This window comes from Pseudomonas benzenivorans (assembly GCF_024397895.1).
Lineage (GTDB): Bacteria > Pseudomonadota > Gammaproteobacteria > Pseudomonadales > Pseudomonadaceae > Aquipseudomonas > Aquipseudomonas benzenivorans_A.
This window is the reverse complement of sequence record NZ_CP073346.1, coordinates 598,527-617,972: the sequence shown is the minus strand read 5'-3', so window position 1 is coordinate 617,972 and position 19,446 is coordinate 598,527. Positions and strand designations below refer to the sequence as shown.

At 63.8% G+C, this 19,446-nt stretch carries 23 protein-coding genes and 1 pseudogene; 10 read left to right on the top strand and 14 right to left on the bottom strand.

Going from position 1 to position 19,446, the window contains the following annotated elements:
- Positions 1-50: 50 nt before the first annotated feature.
- On the top strand, positions 51-806 hold the full coding sequence (locus KDW96_RS02730) for a sulfite exporter TauE/SafE family protein (RefSeq protein ID WP_255838879.1): 756 nt from the start codon (positions 51-53) through the stop codon (positions 804-806).
- Here KDW96_RS02730 and KDW96_RS02725 read toward each other — a convergent pair.
- Entirely contained in the window at positions 796-1,650 is an 855-nt protein-coding gene (locus tag KDW96_RS02725) for a LysR family transcriptional regulator (protein ID WP_255838878.1), read from the bottom strand. The two genes, KDW96_RS02730 and KDW96_RS02725, sit on opposite strands and share 11 nt — an antisense overlap.
- A 147-nt stretch (positions 1,651-1,797) precedes the next feature.
- Between KDW96_RS02725 and KDW96_RS22130 the strand changes: the two are divergent.
- From KDW96_RS22130 to queF, 5 genes and pseudogenes are all read left to right on the top strand, one after another.
- Positions 1,798-1,971, top strand: a pseudogene (locus KDW96_RS22130) (DUF1127 domain-containing protein); the annotation flags it as partial.
- A 19-nt stretch (positions 1,972-1,990) separates the two neighbouring features.
- Entirely contained in the window at positions 1,991-2,887 is an 897-nt protein-coding gene (locus tag KDW96_RS02715) for a PhzF family phenazine biosynthesis protein (protein ID WP_255838875.1), read from the top strand.
- A gap of 40 nt (positions 2,888-2,927) precedes the next feature.
- Positions 2,928-4,133, top strand: a complete 1,206-nt coding sequence (locus KDW96_RS02710) for a winged helix-turn-helix domain-containing protein (protein ID WP_255838874.1) — start codon at positions 2,928-2,930, stop codon at positions 4,131-4,133.
- Between the two features lie 104 nt (positions 4,134-4,237).
- Entirely contained in the window at positions 4,238-4,936 is a 699-nt protein-coding gene (gene pyrF / locus KDW96_RS02705; protein WP_255838872.1) for an orotidine-5'-phosphate decarboxylase, read from the top strand.
- 72 nt (positions 4,937-5,008) lie between these two features.
- A complete protein-coding gene (gene queF, locus KDW96_RS02700; RefSeq protein WP_255838871.1) occupies positions 5,009-5,839 on the top strand; it encodes an NADPH-dependent 7-cyano-7-deazaguanine reductase QueF in 831 nt (276 codons plus the stop codon).
- Between the two features lie 52 nt (positions 5,840-5,891).
- Here the strand turns inward: queF and KDW96_RS02695 are convergent, their stop codons facing one another.
- Positions 5,892-6,158 (bottom strand): DUF4404 family protein, encoded by a 267-nt coding sequence (locus KDW96_RS02695; RefSeq protein ID WP_255838870.1) that lies wholly within the window; start codon positions 6,156-6,158, stop codon positions 5,892-5,894.
- A gap of 155 nt (positions 6,159-6,313) precedes the next feature.
- Positions 6,314-7,030 carry an HAD superfamily inactivated hydrolase PcrP gene (pcrP, locus tag KDW96_RS02690; protein ID WP_255838869.1) on the bottom strand — a complete coding sequence of 239 codons (717 nt, stop codon included), beginning with the start codon at positions 7,028-7,030 and terminating at the stop codon, positions 6,314-6,316.
- Between the two features lie 252 nt (positions 7,031-7,282).
- Here pcrP and KDW96_RS02685 point away from each other — a divergent pair, with 252 nt between their 5' ends.
- A complete protein-coding gene (locus KDW96_RS02685) occupies positions 7,283-7,984 on the top strand; it encodes an MlaA family lipoprotein (RefSeq protein ID WP_255838868.1) in 702 nt (233 codons plus the stop codon).
- A gap of 77 nt (positions 7,985-8,061) precedes the next feature.
- On the opposite strand, the gene KDW96_RS02680 is transcribed toward KDW96_RS02685, so the two are convergent.
- Positions 8,062-8,361, bottom strand: a complete 300-nt coding sequence (locus KDW96_RS02680; RefSeq protein WP_255838867.1) for a PilZ domain-containing protein — start codon at positions 8,359-8,361, stop codon at positions 8,062-8,064.
- 212 nt (positions 8,362-8,573) lie between these two features.
- Here KDW96_RS02680 and rssB point away from each other — a divergent pair, with 212 nt between their 5' ends.
- Together rssB and rssC are read left to right on the top strand one after the other, a co-directional pair.
- Positions 8,574-9,758, top strand: coding sequence for a two-component system response regulator RssB (gene rssB / locus KDW96_RS02675; RefSeq protein ID WP_255838866.1), 1,185 nt, complete (start codon positions 8,574-8,576; stop codon positions 9,756-9,758).
- Between the two features lie 8 nt (positions 9,759-9,766).
- A complete protein-coding gene (gene rssC / locus KDW96_RS02670) occupies positions 9,767-10,249 on the top strand; it encodes an anti-sigma factor antagonist RssC (RefSeq protein WP_255840613.1) in 483 nt (160 codons plus the stop codon).
- Between the two features lie 59 nt (positions 10,250-10,308).
- Here the strand turns inward: rssC and tal are convergent, their stop codons facing one another.
- Both tal and dusA read right to left on the bottom strand, forming a co-directional pair.
- Positions 10,309-11,235 carry a transaldolase gene (gene tal, locus KDW96_RS02665; protein ID WP_255838865.1) on the bottom strand — a complete coding sequence of 309 codons (927 nt, stop codon included), beginning with the start codon at positions 11,233-11,235 and terminating at the stop codon, positions 10,309-10,311.
- A 64-nt stretch (positions 11,236-11,299) separates the two neighbouring features.
- A complete protein-coding gene (gene dusA, locus KDW96_RS02660) occupies positions 11,300-12,310 on the bottom strand; it encodes a tRNA dihydrouridine(20/20a) synthase DusA (RefSeq protein WP_255838864.1) in 1,011 nt (336 codons plus the stop codon).
- Between the two features lie 117 nt (positions 12,311-12,427).
- On the opposite strand from dusA, the gene KDW96_RS02655 reads away from it, so the two are divergent.
- Positions 12,428-13,579 (top strand): site-specific integrase, encoded by a 1,152-nt coding sequence (locus KDW96_RS02655; RefSeq protein WP_255838863.1) that lies wholly within the window; start codon positions 12,428-12,430, stop codon positions 13,577-13,579.
- Here KDW96_RS02655 and KDW96_RS02650 read toward each other — a convergent pair.
- From KDW96_RS02650 to trbF, 8 genes are all read right to left on the bottom strand, one after another.
- Positions 13,545-13,829 (bottom strand): pyocin activator PrtN family protein, encoded by a 285-nt coding sequence (locus tag KDW96_RS02650; protein WP_255838862.1) that lies wholly within the window; start codon positions 13,827-13,829, stop codon positions 13,545-13,547. The genes KDW96_RS02655 and KDW96_RS02650 overlap by 35 nt on opposite strands.
- A 154-nt stretch (positions 13,830-13,983) precedes the next feature.
- The gene (locus KDW96_RS02645; RefSeq protein ID WP_255838861.1) at positions 13,984-14,343 is read right to left on the bottom strand and encodes a histone-like nucleoid-structuring protein, MvaT/MvaU family; all 360 of its coding nucleotides are present in this window, start codon (positions 14,341-14,343) and stop codon (positions 13,984-13,986) included.
- A 96-nt stretch (positions 14,344-14,439) separates the two neighbouring features.
- Positions 14,440-15,741 (bottom strand): HipA domain-containing protein, encoded by a 1,302-nt coding sequence (locus KDW96_RS02640; RefSeq protein WP_255838860.1) that lies wholly within the window; start codon positions 15,739-15,741, stop codon positions 14,440-14,442.
- A gap of 15 nt (positions 15,742-15,756) precedes the next feature.
- Positions 15,757-16,044, bottom strand: coding sequence for a helix-turn-helix domain-containing protein (locus KDW96_RS02635; RefSeq protein ID WP_255838859.1), 288 nt, complete (start codon positions 16,042-16,044; stop codon positions 15,757-15,759).
- A 171-nt stretch (positions 16,045-16,215) separates the two neighbouring features.
- Positions 16,216-16,470 (bottom strand): DUF2274 domain-containing protein, encoded by a 255-nt coding sequence (locus KDW96_RS02630; protein WP_255838858.1) that lies wholly within the window; start codon positions 16,468-16,470, stop codon positions 16,216-16,218.
- On the bottom strand, positions 16,467-17,741 hold the full coding sequence (locus tag KDW96_RS02625) for a TraB/TrbI/VirB10 family type IV secretion system protein (protein ID WP_255838857.1): 1,275 nt from the start codon (positions 17,739-17,741) through the stop codon (positions 16,467-16,469). The genes KDW96_RS02630 and KDW96_RS02625 overlap by 4 nt, the downstream gene beginning before the upstream one ends.
- Before the next feature lie 2 nt (positions 17,742-17,743).
- Positions 17,744-18,736, bottom strand: a complete 993-nt coding sequence (trbG, locus tag KDW96_RS02620) for a P-type conjugative transfer protein TrbG (RefSeq protein WP_255838856.1) — start codon at positions 18,734-18,736, stop codon at positions 17,744-17,746.
- Positions 18,733-19,440: a conjugal transfer protein TrbF gene (trbF, locus tag KDW96_RS02615; RefSeq protein WP_255838855.1), complete on the bottom strand. Its 708-nt coding sequence runs from the start codon at positions 19,438-19,440 to the stop codon at positions 18,733-18,735. Before trbF ends, trbG begins: the two co-directional genes overlap by 4 nt.
- Between the last annotated feature and the right edge of the window lie 6 nt (positions 19,441-19,446).

The window sequence follows — 19,446 nt, the reverse complement described above, 5'->3', positions numbered from 1 at the left end:
CTGGCTAGGCGCCGCGGGCTAGCATCGTCGTCACCGCAGTGGAGCCCGCCATGATTCCGATCGACTTCGCCCTCAATCTTGTTCTCGGCATGTTCCTCGGTGCACTGGGCGGCTTGTTCGGCATCGGCGGCGGCCTGGTGGCGATTCCTGTGCTGGGCGTGGTCTTCGGTCTGGACCAGCAACTGGCCCAGGGCACCGCACTGGTCATGGTGGTGCCGAACGTGGTGCTGGCCCTGTGGCGCTACCACCAGCGTAATCGCATCAATTGGCGGCACGCCCTGACCCTGGCGCTCAGCAGCCTGGTCTGGGCGTTGCTCGGTTCCGGGTGGGCGGTAACCCTGGATGCCGAGCGCATGCGCCTGGCCTTCGTTGGCTTCCTGCTGGTGCTGGTGCTGTACAACCTCTCGCGCCTCTACTGGCGCTCGACGCCCGTCAGCAGCGGGTTGCGCTATCCCTGGCCCTGGCTGGCAGTGCTCGGCAGTGGCGCGGGATTGCTCGGCGGGCTATTCGCGATCGGTGGTGCGGTGCTGGCCACGCCGGTGCTGACCGCCGTGTTCGGCACCACCCAGGTGGTGGCCCAAGGCCTGTCGCTGGCATTGGCGTTGCCCAGCACCGGGGTAACGCTGGCAACCTATGCCTGGCATGAGCATGTCGACTGGGCGCTGGCCACGCCGCTGGCGATCGGCGGTCTGCTCAGCATCAGCTGGGGTGTGCGGGCGGCCCATGCCCTGCCCGAGCGCCTGTTGCGTGCGCTGTTCGCCGGTTTCCTGCTGCTCTGCGCCGTGCTGCTGGGGCTTAAAGTCTGAAGCCTTCGACAATGTGCTCGGCCAGGGTTTCGGTCACCGGTGACTGGGTGTGGCTGTTGCGCAGCAGCACGATGCTGGCCGACGGCATGGCTGGCAGCCCTTCGGCCTCGCCGATGATGCGCTGGTCCGGGGTGACCAGGCTCTGCAGCTGCGCCGTGACCGCCAGGCCGGCGCTGACCACGGCCATGATCGCCGACAGGCTGGGGCTGGTGTAGGCGATGCGGTACTCGCGCTCCATGGCATCCAGCGCATTGCAGGCCCAGGAGCGGCAGAAGCACTGGGAGTTGAACATCGCCAGGGGCAGCGGCTCCTGTTCATGGGGGCTGAAGCCCTGGGCCTCGGCCCAGACGATGCGTTCCTGGCGCAGCAGCTGGCCGATCTCGTTGCCCGGCTCGCGGGTGACGATGGTCAGGTCCAGGTCCTGGCGCTGCAGCAGGTTGAACGAGGGCTCGCAATGCAGCTCCACCTGCACCAGCGGGTAGGCCTGGGCGAAGCGCGAGAGAATGCCCGGCATGAAGCGCATCAGGTAGTCGTCCGGCGTGCCGATGCGCACCGCGCCAACCATATGGGGCTCGCGCAGGGTGGTCATGACCTCGCCGTGCAGCTTGAGGATGCGCCGTGCGTAGCCGAGCAGTACCTGACCCTCGGCAGTCAGGCTGACTTGGCGGCCATCGCGCTGGAACAGAGGGCGCTGCAGCACATCTTCCTCCAGGCGCTTCATCTGCATGCTCACCGCCGACTGGGTGCGATTGACCGACTCGGCGGCACGGGTGAAGCCTCCGTGGTCGGCAATGGCGACGAAGGTTCGCAGCAGTTCGCTGTCGATGCTCGGGTAGTTGGCCATTGATCAATCTCCGAGATGCAAGGCATAAGAAACATTCGTTGGATTGATCATAAGCCCAGCGTGAGACTGTCGCCAACCCCACAGGAGGGCGATGAGATGAAAGGTCAGAAAGGTTTTGCAATCGCACATCGGAGCCCGGCACAGGGCATGAATCCGCGCGCCTTGATCGGCAAGGCGTGGGGCCATATCAAGCGTTGGCATCAGCTAGCGGAGCAGCGCCGCCGATTGGCTACGCTGAATGATGAAGCGCTGAAGGATCTGGGCCTCAGTCGAGCGGATGTCTTGGAGGAGAGCGAGCGCCCGTTCTGGGACGACCCTTTGGCGGACAGCCCGGAGAGTCGTGCGCGAGGTCGTTTACATGCAGGTGAAGGTCAGGCTGGTCAATGCCTTTGTCGCTGATGGCCGCGGCGGCAATCCCGCTGGCGTGGTGCTGCAGGCCGATGGCCTGAGCACTGTGCAGAAACAGGCGATTGCCGCCCAGGTCGGGCATTCGGAAACGGCTTTCGTTTCCCGGTCGGACAGCGCGGCCTTCAAGCTTGAGTTCTTCACGCCGACTCGGCAGATCGCTCACTGTGGCCATGCGACCGTGGCCAGTTTCGCCTTGTTGCGTCAGTTGGGTCAGGTAAGCGAGGGCTGGACCAGTAAAGAGACCATCGACGGCAATCGCAACATCCTGATCAAGGGCGATATGGTCTTCATGGAACAGCGCCGGCCGGAGTACCGCCGGCTGGATGATGATCCGCAGTTGATCGAGGCGCTGATGGCGGCCCTGGGCATCGATCCGGGGCAGCTGCTGGCCGGGTATTGGCCGATGCGGGTCAGTACTGGCGGAGCGTTCGTCCTCGTGCCGTTGGTCAGCGCGGCGCGAGTGGCGGCCTTGCAGCCCGATCAGCAGGCCCTGGCCAAACTGAGCGAACGACTGGATCTGATCGGCTTCTATGCCTTCTCCACAGACACCCATGAGCCACAGCGCGCCGCCGGCGCGCGGATGTTCGCGCCCTATTACGGCATCGTCGAGGAAGCCGCCACCGGCATGGCCGCCGGCCCCCTGGCGTGTTTCCTCCACGAACAGATGGGCGTGTCCGGCGTGCGCCTGTTGATCGAGCAGGGCTATCTCATGCACCCGCCGTCGCCCAGCGTGATCACCGTCGATCTGCAGTTGGCCGGGCAGAGTATCGAGCGGCTGCTGGCCGGCGGGCGGGCCCGGGTGATGCATGAAGTCGATCTGCACCTCTAGGGCAAGCCGGTGCTCGAGGTCGGCGCTGGCCTAGTCGCTCATGAATGCTTCCCTCTCTCTGGCTGCTGCCCGCCGCCTGGCCCTAAGGGCCCAGGGGTTCGGCTCGGGACCATGCGCCGCGGTCGGTGCGGGCCGCCTGCTAAGGCTGATCGAACGGCTCGGCGCCCTGCAGATCGACTCGGTGAATGCGCTGGTTCGTTCTCACTACCTGCCGCTGTTCTCGCGGCTCGGTCCCTACGATTGTGCCTTGCTGGAGCGGGCCGCCTGGGGCGCGACTCGCCACCGTCGGCTGTTCGAATACTGGGGGCACGAGGCTTCCCTGCTGCCGCTGACATGCTACCCGCTGCTGCAATGGCGGATGCAGCGGGCGCGCAACGGGGAGGGGATCTACAAATCGCTCGCCCAGTTCGGTCGAGAGCAACGGCCGCTGATCCGCCAGGTTCTGCAGGCCGTGCGCGAGCGCGGCGCCCTGGGGGCCGGCAGCCTGAACGCGGGGCAACCGCGCAGCAGTGCCTGGTGGGGCTGGAGCGCGGAGAAACACGCGCTGGAGTGGCTGTTCGCCGCCGGCGAGGTGACGGTCGCCGGGCGTCGTGGCTTCGAGCGCCTGTATGACCTGCCGGAGCGCGTGCTGCCGGCCGAAGTGCTGGCCCAGCCCACCATTCCAGAGCCCGAGGCCCTGCGTCGACTGCTGCTGCAGGCGGCGCGAGCCCTGGGCGTCGCCACCGAAAAAGACCTGCGCGACTACTTTCGGATGAGCCCGCGCGACAGTCGCCTGCGCCTGGCCGAATTGGTCGAGGCCGGTGAGTTGCAGCAGCTGGAGGTGGAGGGATGGGCGCAGCCGGGCTATTGCGCAGGGCGGCCGACGATTCCCCGTCAGGTGGTGGCCAGTGCCCTGTTGTCGCCGTTCGACTCGCTGATCTGGGAACGCTCGCGCACGGAACGGCTGTTCGACTTCCGCTACCGCTTGGAGATCTACACGCCGCGGCACAAGCGCGTCCATGGCTACTATGTGCTGCCGTTTCTGCATGGCGAGCGCCTGGCCGCGCGACTCGATCTGCGTGCCGAGCGGGGCGAACAGCGCCTGGCGGTGCATGCCGTGCACGAGGAGGCGCCCGCTCTCGATGAGGCGGGGTTGGCTGCACTGGCCGACAACCTGCGCGCGCTCGCCGGCTGGCTCGGCCTGGCACGGGTACAGCTGAACTGCAGCAGCGCTTGTGCCCTGCGTTTGCGCCCCCTGCTGGCATAGTTCACGGCCTTGTCGGCGGCGCGGGGCGCCGGACCGTCGGGGCGGCAAGCCGTCCCGGCTTCCGCTACAATGCGCGCCGATTTCCCTAGCCAGAGAGCCCGCCCATGTCCGCCTGCCAGACTCCGATCATCGTTGCCTTGGATTTTCCGACCCGCGACGCCGCCCTCGCGTTGGCCGATCGGCTCGATCCCAAGCAGTGCCGGGTCAAGGTCGGCAAGGAGTTGTTCACCCGCTGCGGGCCGGAGATTGTCGGCGCCCTGGGCGAGAAAGGCTTCGAGGTGTTCCTCGACCTGAAATTCCATGACATCCCCAACACCACGGCAATGGCGGTCAAGGCCGCCGCGGAACTGGGCGTGTGGATGGTCAACGTGCACTGCTCGGGCGGCCTGCGCATGATGGCGGCCTGTCGCGACACCCTGGAGCAGCTGGGTGGCCGGGCACCGCTGCTGATCGGCGTCACCGTGCTGACCAGCATGGAGCGCGAGGACCTGGCCGGCATCGGCCTGGATGTCGAGCCCCAGGAGCAGGTGCTGCGCCTGGCCGGACTGGCCCAGCAGGCCGGCCTGGATGGACTGGTCTGTTCCGCCCAGGAGGCCGGGGTTTTGAAGGCGGCCCATCCGTCGTTGCAACTGGTCACCCCCGGCATTCGGCCGGCCGGCAGCGCCCAGGACGATCAGCGTCGTATCCTCACCCCGCGCCAGGCCCTGGATGCCGGCTCCGATTACCTGGTGATCGGCCGGCCGATCAGCCAGGCCGCCGATCCAGCCGCGGCCCTGGCGGCGCTGGTGGCCGAGCTGGCCTGAGACCGGGCGCCGCTGAACTTTTAGCGGCTTCCTGTATACAATCCTCGCATCACGCTTAATCAGGTTCTCGCCATGCATCCCGCCGCCGAACATTCACCCCTGGGCAAATCCAGCGAGTACATCGCCACCTACACGCCGTCCTTGCTGTTTCCCATTCCCCGCGCGCCCAAGTGGGCGGAGCTTGGCCTGACGGCCGCGACTCTGCCGTATCAGGGCGTGGACCTCTGGAACTGCTTCGAGCTGTCCTGGCTACTGCCATCCGGCAAGCCGGTGGTGGCGATTGGTGAGTTCGCCATCCCTGCGGACTCGCCCAATATCATCGAGTCGAAGTCGTTCAAGCTCTATCTCAACTCGCTCAACCAGACCGTATTCGCCGATGTGGCCGAGCTGGTCGCCGTGCTGCAGGCCGACCTGTCGGGCGCTGCCGGCAAGCCGGTGGGCGTGCGCGTACGCCGCCTCGACGAAGTGGCCGCGGAGGGTGTGGCGACCCTGCCGGGCCGCTGCATCGATGAGCTGGATGTGAGCATCAGCAACTACGCCCAGCCGCAGCCGCAGCTGCTGCGTTGCGAGCCGGGACGGATAGTCGAGGAGAGCCTGCACAGCCATTTGTTGAAATCCAACTGTCCGGTCACCGGTCAGCCGGACTGGGGCAGCGTGGTGGTGCAGTACCGGGGGGCGGCGCTGGACCCGGCCAGCCTGCTGGCCTACCTGGTGAGCTTCCGCCAGCATGCGGACTTTCACGAGCAATGCGTCGAGCGCATCTACCTCGACCTGCTGGGCCTGCTCGAGCCGGAGCGGCTGACCGTCTATGCGCGCTATGTGCGCCGTGGCGGGCTGGATATCAACCCCTATCGCAGCAGCGCGGCCATCGAGCCGGACAATCGCCGCCTGGTGCGGCAGTAGAAGCAAGAACCCCAGCCGCAGCTGGGGTTTTTCATGCACGCGAGCCGGCGTTTCAGATCCCCATATTGGCCAGGCTCTGCAGGATGTTGCGCAGGGTACCTGCCAGGGTCGGGTGGCTGGCCTCGAAGCGCTCCACCGCCAGGTTGACCCCGTCGACCAGGGTGGCGTCGGGCGCGGCCGCCGCCTGGCGGGCCAGTTGCAGTTCAATTTCCTGGGTCAGCACGTACAGCGAGGCGCGTTCTTCTTCGCTGAGTGGGGGATCCTGTGCCAGTTGATTGCGCAGGTCTTCCAGTTGCTGCTGCAGGCGATTTGCAGGCATAGGGCTCTCCCTTTTCGAATAGGCAAAAGCATTGACCCTGCGCGTGCGCGAAAGGTCCCTGCTTGCCTTCAGGGTAATCCAAGCGCGGTGGCTTTGCCCGCCCTGTTTCGATCCCGGGCAGCATGCCTCATTGAGGGTGCGGTTCAGCTCTGCGCTCAGGGTTTCTCGCCCTTTTGCCGTCGCGCGCCGAGGTCGCTCAGGCAGGCGGGCAGGTCGGTCAGCTGATCGATCACCGAGTGCGCACCGAGGCGGTAGAGGGCGAGGGTCGCCTGGGCGCGCAGTCGATCGCGTTCGTCGCCGGCGAGGGCCTGCCAGTCGGCCGGAGCCTGACCGCACAGCGGTCCGCAGGCGGCCAGGCCTACGGTCCAGAGGCCGGCATGGAGGCCGGCCTGGAGCAGGCGGGGCTCGCCACTGACGAGTACGCAGCCCTCCAGCCGGTCGACCTGCAGGTCGACCAGCGCCTGCCAGCAGGCGTCTGGCGCGGGCCAGGGGCGAGGGTTCGACTGCGCCGGGGCGCCGTGCAGCCAGTCCGGCAAGGGGCTTGCCAGGCTCGCGCTGACGTCGGACGGCAGCTCGTCGAGCCAGGCGCAGGGGATGTTCTGTCGGCGCAGTTGCGCCAGCAGGGTGGCCGCGCCCGGCGTGCATTCGGCATGTTCGCGGGCCGCTTCGCGCAGGGCGTGATGGAAGGCAAGCTGCTCGTCGGGTCGCGGCGGGCGGCCGAGCAGCTGCTCCAGGCTGCCCCGAACGTCGGTGGCGTGCGGGTACAGGCGCTGCAGGGCTACCGGTGCGGTGCGAGCGCCAAAATCCACCAGGCAGCCAGACAGGCCGAACAGCAGGGCAGAAAAGGCGGCAGGAGTGGCGGGCGAGGGCATGGCGTCGACTCAAGTATGGCTGCACCAGGCTAGCGACCAGAGGTGACGAAACGATGACCCTGTTGTGACGGTCGGCGGCCCACGTCCTTTGAAGGGCTGCCTGCTGGCTCGGATGACTGCCGGGTTACGCAATTTGCGCATCGAGCGCGTCCGCTATGCTGCCTAGAGGCGGGTGCAGGCTTTATACTGCGCGCCGGTGATTGAGGTCGCCTGCTGATCGGCCTCTGTTTTTGTCTTCAAGGAGCGACTGCGATGCATGTATTCGGAATGAGCTGGATCAAGCGCCTGGGGCTTTTCCTGGCCTGTGCAGGCCTGGGGCTGCTTCCGGTCGTGACGCACGCCGCCGAAGAGGATCCCTGGGAGGGCGTCAACCGAGCGATCTTCCGGTTCAACGACACGGTCGACACCTACGCGCTCAAGCCGCTGGCCCAGGGTTACCAGAGGGTTACCCCGGATTTTCTCGAGGAAGGCGTGCACAACGTGTTCGGCAACCTCGGCGACGTCGGCAATCTGGCCAATGATCTGCTGCAGGGCAAGTTTCACGAGGCCGGCGTGGACACCGGACGGGTGATCTTCAACACCACCTTCGGCGTGCTCGGCTTCTTCGATGTCGCCACTCGCATGGGCTTGCAGCGCAACGACGAGGATTTCGGCCAGACCCTCGGCGTCTGGGGGCTGGGTAACGGTCCCTACATCGTCTTACCCCTGCTGGGGCCAAGCACCATACGGGATGCCGTCGGCAAGGTGCCGGACGCCTCCCTGGAGCCCTATCCGTATATGAGCCATGTGCCGACGCGTAACCTGGTCCGTGGCGTCGATGTCATCGATACCCGTGCCAGCCTGCTGTCGGCGGAAAAGCTGATCAGCGGTGACAAGTACCTGTTCGTCCGCAATGCCTACCTGCAGAATCGCGAGTTCAGGATGAAGGACGGCCAGGTCGAAGACGACTTCTAGGCTTAGGCCAGGCGAACCGTTCCATATAGAAAGGCGGCCATCGGGCCGCCTTTTTCTTGCCTGCGCCCAACCACCTTTCAGTTCATCGAGATAATCGCCAGACCCAGGGCCTGGCGACCGCCGTCCAGCTGGCTGACCCTTACGACCTCGGCGTGCGCATCCAGGCCCTTGAGTTCATTGTGCTCCGAAGCAATATGTACCCGGACCTTGTCGCCCATGCTCAGCGCCGACTGGGCTTCCAGTTGCATGCCGGTGCTCGACAGGTCGAGGCACAGGGCGGGTATCTCGCGGCCGGCGCAGTGTAGCGTGACCGGCGCTTCCAGTCGCATGCGGATGTAGTCACGTTTCTCGCTGTAGTCGCGATCACTCTGGCTCATGGGGCTATCCTCTGATGGTGGGGCTCTCCTGCCGCCCTTATAACCTTGGCCGATTTCGGGTGTAAAGTCGCGCTGCGATGATCTGCGTACGCTTGAATCGGGCAGAGGATGGGAGTACCGTCTGCGCCTTAACGCGAACCGACGATGCGCAGGCAGGCTTCGGCCTGACGTTTACCTCCAGCCATCCCCGGCGCAGTTTGCCTGGATATCCCATGCACAAAACCAGTGCCACGCTGCTGATTATCGATGACGACGACGTAGTGCGCGCGAGCCTCGCCGCCTACCTGGAAGACAGTGGCTTTAACGTCCTGCAAGCCACCAATGGCCTTCAGGGGCTCGAAGTGTTCCAGCGCGAGCAACCCGATCTGGTAGTCTGCGATTTGCGCATGCCCCAGGTCGACGGCCTGGAGCTGATTCGCCGAATCAATGCCCTGGAAGTGGAAACCCCGATCATCGTGGTGTCCGGTGCCGGGGTGATGACCGACGCGGTCGAGGCCCTGCGCCTTGGCGCCGCCGACTACCTGATCAAGCCCCTGGAAGATCTGGCGGTGCTCGAGCATTCGGTGCGCCGCGCCTTGGATCGAGCCCAGCTGCGCCAGGAGAATCGCCGCTACCGCGAGAAGCTCGAGGCGGCCAATCGCGAACTGCAAGCCAGCCTGCATCTGCTGCAGGAAGATCAGAATGCCGGGCGCCAGGTGCAGATGAACATGCTGCCGGAGACGCCCTGGCAGGTCGATGGCCTGCAGTTTGCCCACCAGATCATTCCCTCGCTCTACCTCTCTGGGGACTTCGTCGACTACTTTAGGGTGGACGAGCGGCGTGTGGCCTTCTACCTGGCCGACGTCTCTGGCCACGGAGCCTCTTCAGCGTTCGTCACCGTGCTGCTGAAGTTCATGACCACACGGCTGCTATACGAGTCGCGCCGCGGCGGCCGGCTGCGTGAATTCAAGCCATCGGAAGTGCTCGCTCACATCAATCGTGGCTTGATCAACTGCAAGTTGGGCAAGCATGTAACCATGCTCGGTGGAGTAATCGACGAGCAGAGCGGCGAACTGCATTACAGCATCGGTGGCCACCTGCCGTTGCCGGTGCTGTTCAGCGAGGGCCAGGCGCAGTACCTGAGCGGCCGCGGCCTGCCGGTCGGCCTGTTCGAAGAGGCCGATTACACCGATCACGTGCTCAAGTTGCCGGAGTCTTTCAGTCTGACGCTGTTGTCCGACGGCATTCTCGATCTGCTGCCGGGCGATACCCTGCAGGAAAAGGAGAGCGGTCTGCCCGAACTGGTGGTGTCGGCCGGCGGCACCCTGGAGGGTTTACGCCAGGTGCTTGGGCTGGCCAATCTTGCGGATATGCCGGATGATATCGCCTTGCTGGTGCTAAGCAGGAACCTTGCATGAATCCTGGGATCAACCCCGGTCGAATCCAGTTCGCTGAACAAGACGGCACCTTCGTCTTGAAGTTTGTCGGCGAGGTGCGCCTGACCCTCTGTTCGGCGCTGGACGCCACCATCGAGAAAATCTTCAGCGCGTTGAATTTCTCGGCCATCGTCATCGATCTGACCGAGACCCGCAGCATCGACAGCACCACGCTTGGCCTGCTGGCCAAGCTGTCGATTCTCTCGCGGCAGAAGATCGGCCTGCTGCCTACCGTGGTCACCACCCATGCGGACATTACTCGCCTGCTGCAGTCGATGGGGTTCGATCAGGTCTTCAATATCGTCAACAAGCCGATCCCCTGCCCGGAGTGCCTGGCCGATCTGCCGTCTCAGGATCAATCCGAAGAGGTGGTCAGGTCCAAGGTGCTGGAGGCACACCGTATTCTCATGGGCTTGAACGAGTCCAACCGCGAAGCCTTCCACGATCTGGTCAGCGCCCTCGAACACCACTGAGCCCAACCACGGCTATTCACTGCGGGGCGCCTGATGCAAATCGGCGCCCCGCAGTGCATTCAGGCCAGGCTGGCGAGCAGTGCCTCCAGCTTTTCCTGGTCACGGGCGAACAGGCGAATGCCTTCGGCGAGTTTCTCCGTGGCCATGGCGTCCTCGTTGAGCGCCCAGCGGAACTGGCCTTCGTCGAGCGACTGGCGCGCCTCGGCCGGTTTCCCACTACTCAGTTTGCGTTCCAGCGGCTGCGGATCGTCGGCCAATTGTTGCAACAGTTCGGGGCTGATGGTCAGCCGATCACAGCCGGCCAGCTGCTCGATCTGGCCGAGGTTGCGGAAGCTGGCGCCCATCACCACGGTCGAGTAGCCGTTGGCCTTGTAGTAGTTGTAGATGCGCGTGACCGATTGCACGCCGGGGTCTTCGGCACCGACGAAGTCGCGGCCTTCGGCCTTCTTGTACCAGTCGTAGATGCGTCCCACGAAGGGCGAGATCAGGAACACCCCTGCTTCGGCGCAAGCCTGGGCCTGGGCGAAGGCGAACAGCAGGGTGAGGTTGCATTGGATGCCGGCCTTTTCCAGCTGCTCGGCGGCGCGGATACCCTCCCAGGTTGAGGCGATCTTGATCAGCACCCGCTCTCGGCCGATGCCGGCCTGTTCGTACAGGTCGATCAAGCGCTCGGCACGGCGCAGGGTGGCCTGGGTGTCGAACGACAGGCGTGCATCCACCTCGGTGGAGATGCGCCCGGGAATCACCTTGAGGATTTCCTGGCCGACCGCCACGGCAAAGCGATCGCAAGCCAGGCCGAGGTCGCCACCGCTGATGGCTACGGCGCTGCGCAGCAGCTCGGCGTAGCGCGGCATGGCGGCGGCCTTGAGCAGCAGGGACGGGTTGGTGGTGGCGTCGACCGGTTTCAGCCGGGCGATGGCGTCGAGGTCACCGGTGTCGGCGACTACGGTGGTGAACTGCTTGAGTTGATCCAGCTTGGAGGTCATGACACAGCCTTGTCGTTGCGGATGTCATGACCTTACCCGAGCCGCCGAGGCGGCTCAACGGCGACTAGTGGCCTTGCAGCAATTGCGCGGCCTGGTCGAACAGCGCCAGGGGTTCGGCGGTCTTGTGGATGTCCACCGAAAGCAGCTGGCGGAAGCGCCGCGCGCCCTTGAAGCCCTGGGCCAGGCCGAGCATGTGGCGGGTGATGTGGTGCATGCTGCCGCCTTCGGCCAGGTGCGCGGCGATATAGTCGCGCATCGATTGCATGGCCTCGAAGCGGCTCAGTGTCGGCGCCTCGGCGCCGAACAGCTGTCGGTCCACCTGAGCCAGCAGATAGGGGTTGTGGTAAGCCTCGCGGCCGAGCATCACGCCGTCGAAGGTCTGCAGGTGGCTCCGGCACTCATCCAGGGTCTTGATGCCGCCGTTGAGGATGATCTCCAGGTCCGGGAAGTCGCGCTTGATCTGTGCCGCCACGTCATAGCGCAGCGGCGGTATCTCACGGTTCTCCTTGGGCGACAGGCCGGAGAGGATCGCGATGCGCGCGTGCACGGTGAAGCTCTCGCAGCCGGCTTCGCATACTTGGCCGACGAAGTCGCGCAGCTCGGCGTAGCTGTCGCGGCCGTCGATGCCGATGCGGTGCTTGACCGTCACCGGAATGCTTACCGCATCGCGCATGGCCTTGACGCAATCGGCGACCAGTGCCGGATGGGCCATCAGGCAGGCACCGATCATGTTGTTCTGTACCCGGTCGCTGGGGCAGCCGACGTTCAGGTTGACCTCATCGTAGCCGGCGGCTTCGGCCAGTTCGGCGCAGGCGGCCAGTTCCGCCGGTACGCTGCCACCCAGTTGCAGGGCCAGCGGGTACTCGGCTTCACAATGGCGCAGAAAGCGCGCGCTATCGCCGTGCAGCAGGGCACCGGTGGTGACCATCTCGGTATAGAGCAGGGTGTGCCTGGACAGTTGGCGCAGGAAGAATCGGCAGTGCCGATCGGTCCAATCCATCATCGGCGCCACGGAGAAGCGGCGAGACAGGGGAGGGCGCGTGGTTTCTGGCTTTGAGGCTGATTCTAGAGGCATTTGTCTTGTCGCGTTTCCGCCGGGTTTACGGGGCTTTCAGAGCGTTTTTCTTGAGGCGGTGGTAAAATGTACCATCGTGAAGTTCGTATGTACCACCGGCCAGGAGGGCGTACCACTGTGGCAACCATTCGAGCCCGAAAGAGCGCGGACGGCTCGCTCCGCTATACCGCGCAGATCCGTATCAAGAAAAACGGCATACAAGTCTACCAAGAGAGCCAGACTTTCGCTCGCAAGCAGGCCGCGCAAGCGTGGGCCAAGCGTCGCGAGACCGAATTGGATGAGCCAGGTGCTATCGAGCGGGCGAATTTCTCGGGCACCACTGTGGCCTCTATGATCGAGAAGTACCTTGAGGAATATGGCAAAGCCAGGCCTATCGGCAAGACCAAGAAGGCGACTCTTGAGGCCATCGCCAAGACTTTTCTGGGCGAATGCGAGGATCGCCGAGTGAGCGCTCAGGTGCTGGTGGACTATGCCCTATGGCGCATGAGTGAGGAGGGCGGCGGCGTGCAGCCGCAGACCGCAGGCAATGACCTTGCTCATCTCGGCGCTGTGCTATCTATCGCTCGTCCCGCTTGGGGGTACGAGATTGACCGGCATGCGATGGCGGATGCACGGAAAGTGCTGACCAAGTTGGGCTACAAGCTGAAGAGTCGTGAGCGCGACCGCCGGCCGGCACTTAGTGAGCTGAATCTGATATTTGCGGAGTTCGAGAGGGTCCTGGATGCTCGACCTACGTCTATCAATATGTTGAAAGTGGCATGCTTCGCAATCTTCTCCACACGGCGGCAGGATGAGATCTGCCGTATCCGTTGGGGCGATCTTGATGGATCACGGCAATCGGTGATGGTACGGGACATGAAGAACCCAGGCGACAAGATCGGAAACAACGTCTGGTGTTACCTGCCTGACGAAGCCTGGGCAATCGTGCATAGCATGCCGCGTTTATGCGACGAAATTTTCCCTTACAACAGTGAATCAGTGTCCACCGCCTGGAGTCGCGCTTGCGAACGTGCTGGGATTAAAGATCTGCACTTTCACGACCTTCGCCACGACGGCGTCAGTCGTTTATTTCAAATGGGGTGGGATATCCCTCGAGTGGCAAGTGTTTCTGGTCATAGGGATTGGAATTCGTTGCGACGCTACACCCACCTGAATGGGCGTGGTGATCCCTATAACGGATGGAGTTGGTTGCCGAAGGTACTGGCATCAAGCGTAAAACTCGGAGACCGTACACTCAACGGGCTCTCCCGACGCGGCGGTCGCCGGTGAGTTGATCCCGTTCCCTGATCGCCTGTTGACGTTGGGCGTCGAGGTAAGTGGCTAGATCCTCAAGATGCACGCCCTTGGCAGACTTTTGGCTTGGCTCCATGCGCACAATAGGGATGGGCAGTGCGCCACTCAGGGCTTTGCGCTGGAACATCTCGGTGCTGAGGTGTGAAAAATAGTCCTGACAAACTCGATCGAGCGGAATTATTGCCCGCCCTTCGTACTGCGTCATTAGCAAAAACAGTGTTTTCATCGCTCCGTGCCACCGCACAACTCCAGTGGGTCCAGCCTAGGGGCAACGTTTCTAGAGGCAAACCAGCTGTGTCGTAAGGTGGCGAGTTGCAGAGCAGTATTCTTGGCGGTCGCTGGCGCCGTTAGTGATACGGCGCCTCCCGCTCTGTCGATCGTTACTGCAGCCAGCCCTCAACCACGTTAGCGCCGAACTCTTCTTTCCAGGCTTTCAGGATCTTGTGGTTGCCGCCCTTGGTCTCAACAACCTCGCCGCTCTTGGGGTTCTTGTAGCGCTTCAGTTGGCGAGGACGGCGCGGCCCGACATCCTGCTTTGCGATTTTGGCAGCTTTGGTTTGTGGATCAAGGATGGCAATGATATCGCGCAGGCTCTTGTCGTACTTCGACATCAAGGCGCGAAGTTTTTCCTCGAACTCCATTTCCTTTTTCAGGCCATCGTCTTTCTTGAGTGCTTCCAGTTCTGCCAGTTGAGTGGCCAGTTGCTGTTCAAGGGCCCGAAATTCAGCGAGTTTTGACATGTGATGTGTTTCCTTTTCTAGGATGGCTTCGAATCTTGGATGTAGCCCGGCTCGAATCGTGAAAATAATACCACTTGAGAGACGATGCACTAAAGCTTATGAAAGCTGTTTACTCATTTCGTTAATCACGATGTTAATGATTGTCCGAAGGCAGCGTGTTTCTCCTCCAAGAGTTGCCTGGAGTTCCGGTTGATCCTGGGCCAGCGTCTGGTTCTCCAGGATGACCTGCTCAAGCAACTGATTTGCCGTCGCCTGGATCCCCGATGCCATCTTGTCGATTGAGGCCAGCGCCACGCTGGCTTTTAAACCCATGTCTTCGCCAGCGGAAATTAGGGCCGTGCGGTTGAGCTGTGTAATCCGGTCTTCTTCGCCTACTGGCCAAGCCATTTTGACCTGCTCTGGCCAGCCGTCCTGATCAAATGCGCGAGTCGTATACACCGCGGTGCTCAGCAAGTCATAGAAGGGGGAAAGAATTAACCCCTTGGCTGTTACTAGGAAGCTGAGGTTTTTCAGATGGGCGTCGCCGTTGCCCACCAGAACGTTGAACACCAGCCAGCGAAATAGCTCGAGGCGCACTTTGGCCGGGATGCTGCACATCTTGCTGATATCCAGAAGGCGTTTCACGCTGCCCTGGTCGTATTTGTAGGCCCGGTCGAGTCCAAGCAATTGGCAGGCATCAATGCAGTGCAGCCGCTCCCAGCCATCTGGCATTTTCCGGCGATCAAAACGTGAGATGAGGTAGACCGGTTGCGGCACATACTTGCGAGTGACCTCTGGTACTCGGAGGCCCATACGCTTTGCCAAGCTCATGACAAACCACTCATTTATCACCGAGTGGGCGTAGCTCATATCCGGGTGGTCGGGCTTGAGGATATGGGTCGACGGCATGTTGCCGGTGGGTTCTAGCAGTTGCTCCCCATCGAAGATGATGGCCATCTTGTGCTGAGCGCCTGCCAGCGACATGCGTTTGGCGGCTTGCTCGGCCAGAGGGACCCGGGGCATATCGCGAATACGCTGTGACAGTACTTCATCAGGCAGTGCGCGAAGTTTGCCCGTTGTAGGCTGCTGGCCTGGAAGAAGGAGGGTGATAGAGCCTGCCGATTCAGCCCCGAAATGGGTCAGCAAGCCGAAGGCATCGGCCTCGGATGTACGCGCGGCCCGGGCGATCAGCTGTCGCTGACCCTCCTCGGGGAGCAGGTTATCGAAGTACCACTGGACCGGCCGCACCGACGCACCATCCACGTGCGGGGCATCCTGCAGTGGCAGGCTGGGGCAGAGAGCGTAGGCGTCCGGACGGCGAAGCCATTCTTCCGTGTAGGCGAAGCGCCAAAGGCCGTTTTGTTCGGACAACGTGCCGATTTGTGTGTGGTTGATCCAGGCGTTTAACTGGCGGTCCATTGCGGTCTTCTATCTCTAAGCTGTTGGCTGTTGTTCGGTTTTCTCGATCAGCCTCTCCAGGTTCTGTCGAGCCTGTTCCGCGATTTCATCCGGGACATCAACGTAGACGTGCAGTCCCAGTTCTCGCATGACTTGGAAAAGCTTTCCCCAATGAACCGACTCGCCGCCACGCTCCACTTTGCCGAGGAAGTTTTCGGACACACCGATGCTGCCCGCGGCATCGTCCTGGCGCATGTCCATGGCCTTGCGGCTTGCGCGAATCACCATGCCGATCTTTTCCGGAGTGTCGATCTGAAACTGCATGCCAAAATCCTCATGATTGTGCGGATTATGCTGTTAGGAGCTTATTCTAGTCATAAATCCGCATGTTCGTGAGGATTAACGTTGATGGATTAGCAATAGCACAGAAAACCGCACGATCTTGAGGAATTTTATCGGCCCTGTCGTGGCGCATGAAAATCCACTTGCCGGCGGTTAGCACGGACCGCTGGCGCATGGTGCAGCAGGTAAAGCAGTCTTGTTGCCTCTCTTGAACACCCGATCCCTCGCCATGAACGCCTCCAGCATGTGCGGGATGAGCGTCAGGGCATCGACCTCTTCGCCATAGGCTTGCGAGTGCAGCGCCGCGTAGCGCTCGAGGTTGGTTTTCAGGCTGGCGGGGCAGGCGAAGGTCAGCTTCAGGCTCTCGGTTTTCGGCAGCGGGCCGAGGCGCAGCTTGGGCGTGCTCATTGCGGGTTCCTCTGTTGAGTGGAGAAGGACTGGTAGGGGCGCAGGGCCAGGTCGCGGTTGACGATCACCCGTAGGGGCAAACCGGGGCGCTGGGTCAGCGTGGGTTGGATATCGAGATTGCGGCGGGTGACCTCCTGGCCGATCTGGTTCACCGTGTCCTGCAGGCTGTCGCGCCCGGCGATGATGATGCGGTCGCCGTCGGTACGGCTTTCAGGCGCCGCTAACTCGGCACCAATGCCCAGTAGGCTGGTCATGGCTGCGCCGGCGACGATCCGGTCCCAGTGCCAGTCGACGCCATCCTCCAGGCCGGCATAGCCGGCGGCGTCGCTGCCGACCAGATTGTCGAGCTGGAAGGACGAAGTGTCCGGCAGGATCACCCGCTGCCATACCACCTGCACGCGACTCTGCCCGTAGCTCACCTGGCTGTTGTAGCGGCCGAGCAGGCGCGAGCCCTGGGGGATCAGCACATGCTGGCCGGTGGCGCTGTCGTAGACCGGCTCGGTCACGGTGGCGATCACATCACCCGGCAGGGCCGACTTGATCCCGGTGACCAGCGCCGCCGCGATGACGGTGCCGGCCATCACCTGGTAGGGCGAGTCGGGCATCTGCAGCAATCCGGAATTACGGATTTGTGCATGTACGGATTTACTGAGAAACGCCTCGTTCTGCTCCTGCTGGGCTGGTGTTCCAGATACTCCGGCTACCGTGGCTGACGACGCTGCGCCCAGGATCGCGGGATCGAGTTGGGCGCCCCCAGTGGGTGCGACGTTCGATTTCCTCGCGCTGCCGGTCTGGAAAAACACCGAAGACAGCGCTGCTTCCTCGGCTTCCTTGAGCCTGGCCAGGCGTTCGGCCTCGGCCGGGTCGGGACCGGCTTTGCCGTAGCCATAGCCCTGCGCCTGCTGCTCGGCCCTGAGAATGGCGCCACCCAGGTCGCCGGGCAGCGGTGGGCCCAGTTGCGGCACCTCGGGTGAGGCGGGGGGAGGCAGTTGTGAGTAGTCGGCGGGCAACTGCTCCAGGCCCTCGGAGCGGGCGATGCGCTCGACGTTGTACAGCTCGGTCTGCTCCGCGCCCTGGCGTCGCGGCTGGGGCTGTAGCGACCACAGCATGGCGCCAAGCACCGCACTCGCCAGCCCTCCGACCAGTACCGCCAGCATGCGCGGATTGAGGCGGGTGACCGGGCGCGGTTGCGCCCGCAGCTCCAGGGTTTCCGGTGCCTCCTTGGGCTGCGGCGAAGGCGCCGCGGTTTGGCTGTCGTCCTTGGCATTCATGCTCAGGGCCTCCGTGCCACGCCATCGGTGCGCTCGATCCGCACCACATCGCCCTGGTCGGCGCCCAGGCGCAGCTCGGCCGCGCCGAACAGGCGGTCGACGATGTAGTAGGGCGAGCGGAAGCGGTAGTTCACCAGTTGCCCGTCACCTTCCGGGCCGATCACGAACAGCGGCGGCAGCTCGCCCTGGGCGATGCCGGCGGGGAACTGGATATACACCTTGCGCCCGTCGTCGAAGGCGCGCAGCGGCTTCCACGGCGGGTTGCTGCCGCTGATCGCATAGCGAAAGCGCAGCTGCTCCAGCGCCAGGCCGGCGTCCACCGGCGCCGCCACCTGGGCGGCACTGGCGCGACGCTGCAGCGCGAGCAGGCGGTCCTTGGGGTAGTCCCAGGACACCGAGGCCATCCAGGCGTGCTCGGTGGAGCTCAGCTCGATCAGGTAGGTGCGGCGCGTGGTGGTGATGACCAGATTGGTCTTGAGATCGGTTCGGGTCGGTTTGATCAGCACGCTGACCCGCAGATCTTCGTCGCTACCACTGGTGGTGTCGCCGACGATCCAGCGCACCGTATCGCCGGCGGCTACGGTGACCAGTTCCTCACCGGGCTGCAGGTTGATCGCCGTGACCCGACCGGGGCTGGCGTACACCTGGTACAGCGCACCGTCCGAGTAGGGCCAGACCTGAATGGCGTTGATATAGCCCTCTCGGCTCGGTGGGACCCGGGCATCGCGGTTGGCCCGTGAGACCCGCACGCGCTCATCGGCCGGTTCCCTGGCCGGCTTGCTCGTCTTGGCGGTCAGTGGCTTGAGCTGCGCCGGCAAGGCCAGCGGCTGCGGCACCGCCACCACTTCGATGGGCTTGGGTGGCTCCGGCAGGCGCTGCGCCTGCACCGGTTCGTCCAGGGCGATCACCGGCGGCTCGTGGCTGGCGCAGCCGGCCAGCAGGCTCAGCAGGCTCAGCAGCAATGGGCAAATGCAGAGGTTCAGGGCGGTTTTCATCGCTTATTGGCTCCTTGCGTAGTGTCCAGTTCGCGGCTCCAGGACAGTCCGTTGACGTAGATGCCCAGGGGGTTGCGCCGCAGCTTCTCCTCCGTGTGCGGCGGCTGCAGTACCAGCGAGATCACCGCGGTCCAGCGCTCGACCCCGGCGGCTGCGCCGTTGACGAAACGGCGTTCGATCCAGCGCACCTGGAACGAGCTGTCGCTGGCCCGCACCACGCTGGTCACCTCCACCGTTACCGACTCCTTGCCGACCCGACTGAACGGGTCGTTGGCGCGGGCGTAGTCGTTGAGCGTGGCGGCGCCGCGGTCGGTGGTGGAGTGGTAGGCCTCGAGCCAGTTCTGCCTTACCACCACCGGGTCGATGGACAGCCCCCGCACCAACTCGATGAAACGCGCCAGGTGATGGGCGATCTGCGCATCCTCGGGCTGGTAGGGACTGGCGGCCTCGCCGACGGCGCGGACCTGGCCGGCACGGTCGACCTCCACCACATAGGGCGTCACCGTCGACTGGACCGAGCGCCAGAGCAGCCCGCCGGCCATCAGCAGGGCCAGGCTCAGGCAGCCGAAGGCCATCAGTCGCCAGTTGCGGGCCTGCGCCAGGCTGTTGCCCAGGCGCCGATCCCAGACCTGGGCTGCGGCCTGGTAGGGCGTGGCCGGTTGCGGGCTGTCGCCGTAGCGCACCCGAGGGCGTTTGAAGCGCATCGTCGT

Coding starts and splice junctions, on each gene's coding strand:
- KDW96_RS02730 (WP_255838879.1), top strand. CDS start 51: ATGATTCCGATCGACTTCGCCCTCAATCTTGTTCTCGGCATGTTCCTC.
- KDW96_RS02725 (WP_255838878.1), bottom strand. CDS start 1,650: ATGGCCAACTACCCGAGCATCGACAGCGAACTGCTGCGAACCTTCGTC.
- KDW96_RS02710 (WP_255838874.1), top strand. CDS start 2,928: ATGAATGCTTCCCTCTCTCTGGCTGCTGCCCGCCGCCTGGCCCTAAGG.
- pyrF (WP_255838872.1), top strand. CDS start 4,238: ATGTCCGCCTGCCAGACTCCGATCATCGTTGCCTTGGATTTTCCGACC.
- queF (WP_255838871.1), top strand. CDS start 5,009: ATGCATCCCGCCGCCGAACATTCACCCCTGGGCAAATCCAGCGAGTAC.
- KDW96_RS02695 (WP_255838870.1), bottom strand. CDS start 6,158: ATGCCTGCAAATCGCCTGCAGCAGCAACTGGAAGACCTGCGCAATCAA.
- pcrP (WP_255838869.1), bottom strand. CDS start 7,030: ATGCCCTCGCCCGCCACTCCTGCCGCCTTTTCTGCCCTGCTGTTCGGC.
- KDW96_RS02685 (WP_255838868.1), top strand. CDS start 7,283: ATGCATGTATTCGGAATGAGCTGGATCAAGCGCCTGGGGCTTTTCCTG.
- KDW96_RS02680 (WP_255838867.1), bottom strand. CDS start 8,361: ATGAGCCAGAGTGATCGCGACTACAGCGAGAAACGTGACTACATCCGC.
- rssB (WP_255838866.1), top strand. CDS start 8,574: ATGCACAAAACCAGTGCCACGCTGCTGATTATCGATGACGACGACGTA.
- tal (WP_255838865.1), bottom strand. CDS start 11,235: ATGACCTCCAAGCTGGATCAACTCAAGCAGTTCACCACCGTAGTCGCC.
- dusA (WP_255838864.1), bottom strand. CDS start 12,310: ATGCCTCTAGAATCAGCCTCAAAGCCAGAAACCACGCGCCCTCCCCTG.
- KDW96_RS02650 (WP_255838862.1), bottom strand. CDS start 13,829: ATGAAAACACTGTTTTTGCTAATGACGCAGTACGAAGGGCGGGCAATA.
- KDW96_RS02645 (WP_255838861.1), bottom strand. CDS start 14,343: ATGTCAAAACTCGCTGAATTTCGGGCCCTTGAACAGCAACTGGCCACT.
- KDW96_RS02640 (WP_255838860.1), bottom strand. CDS start 15,741: ATGGACCGCCAGTTAAACGCCTGGATCAACCACACACAAATCGGCACG.
- KDW96_RS02635 (WP_255838859.1), bottom strand. CDS start 16,044: ATGCAGTTTCAGATCGACACTCCGGAAAAGATCGGCATGGTGATTCGC.
- KDW96_RS02630 (WP_255838858.1), bottom strand. CDS start 16,470: ATGAGCACGCCCAAGCTGCGCCTCGGCCCGCTGCCGAAAACCGAGAGC.
- KDW96_RS02625 (WP_255838857.1), bottom strand. CDS start 17,741: ATGAATGCCAAGGACGACAGCCAAACCGCGGCGCCTTCGCCGCAGCCC.
- trbG (WP_255838856.1), bottom strand. CDS start 18,736: ATGAAAACCGCCCTGAACCTCTGCATTTGCCCATTGCTGCTGAGCCTG.
- trbF (WP_255838855.1), bottom strand. CDS start 19,440: ATGCGCTTCAAACGCCCTCGGGTGCGCTACGGCGACAGCCCGCAACCG.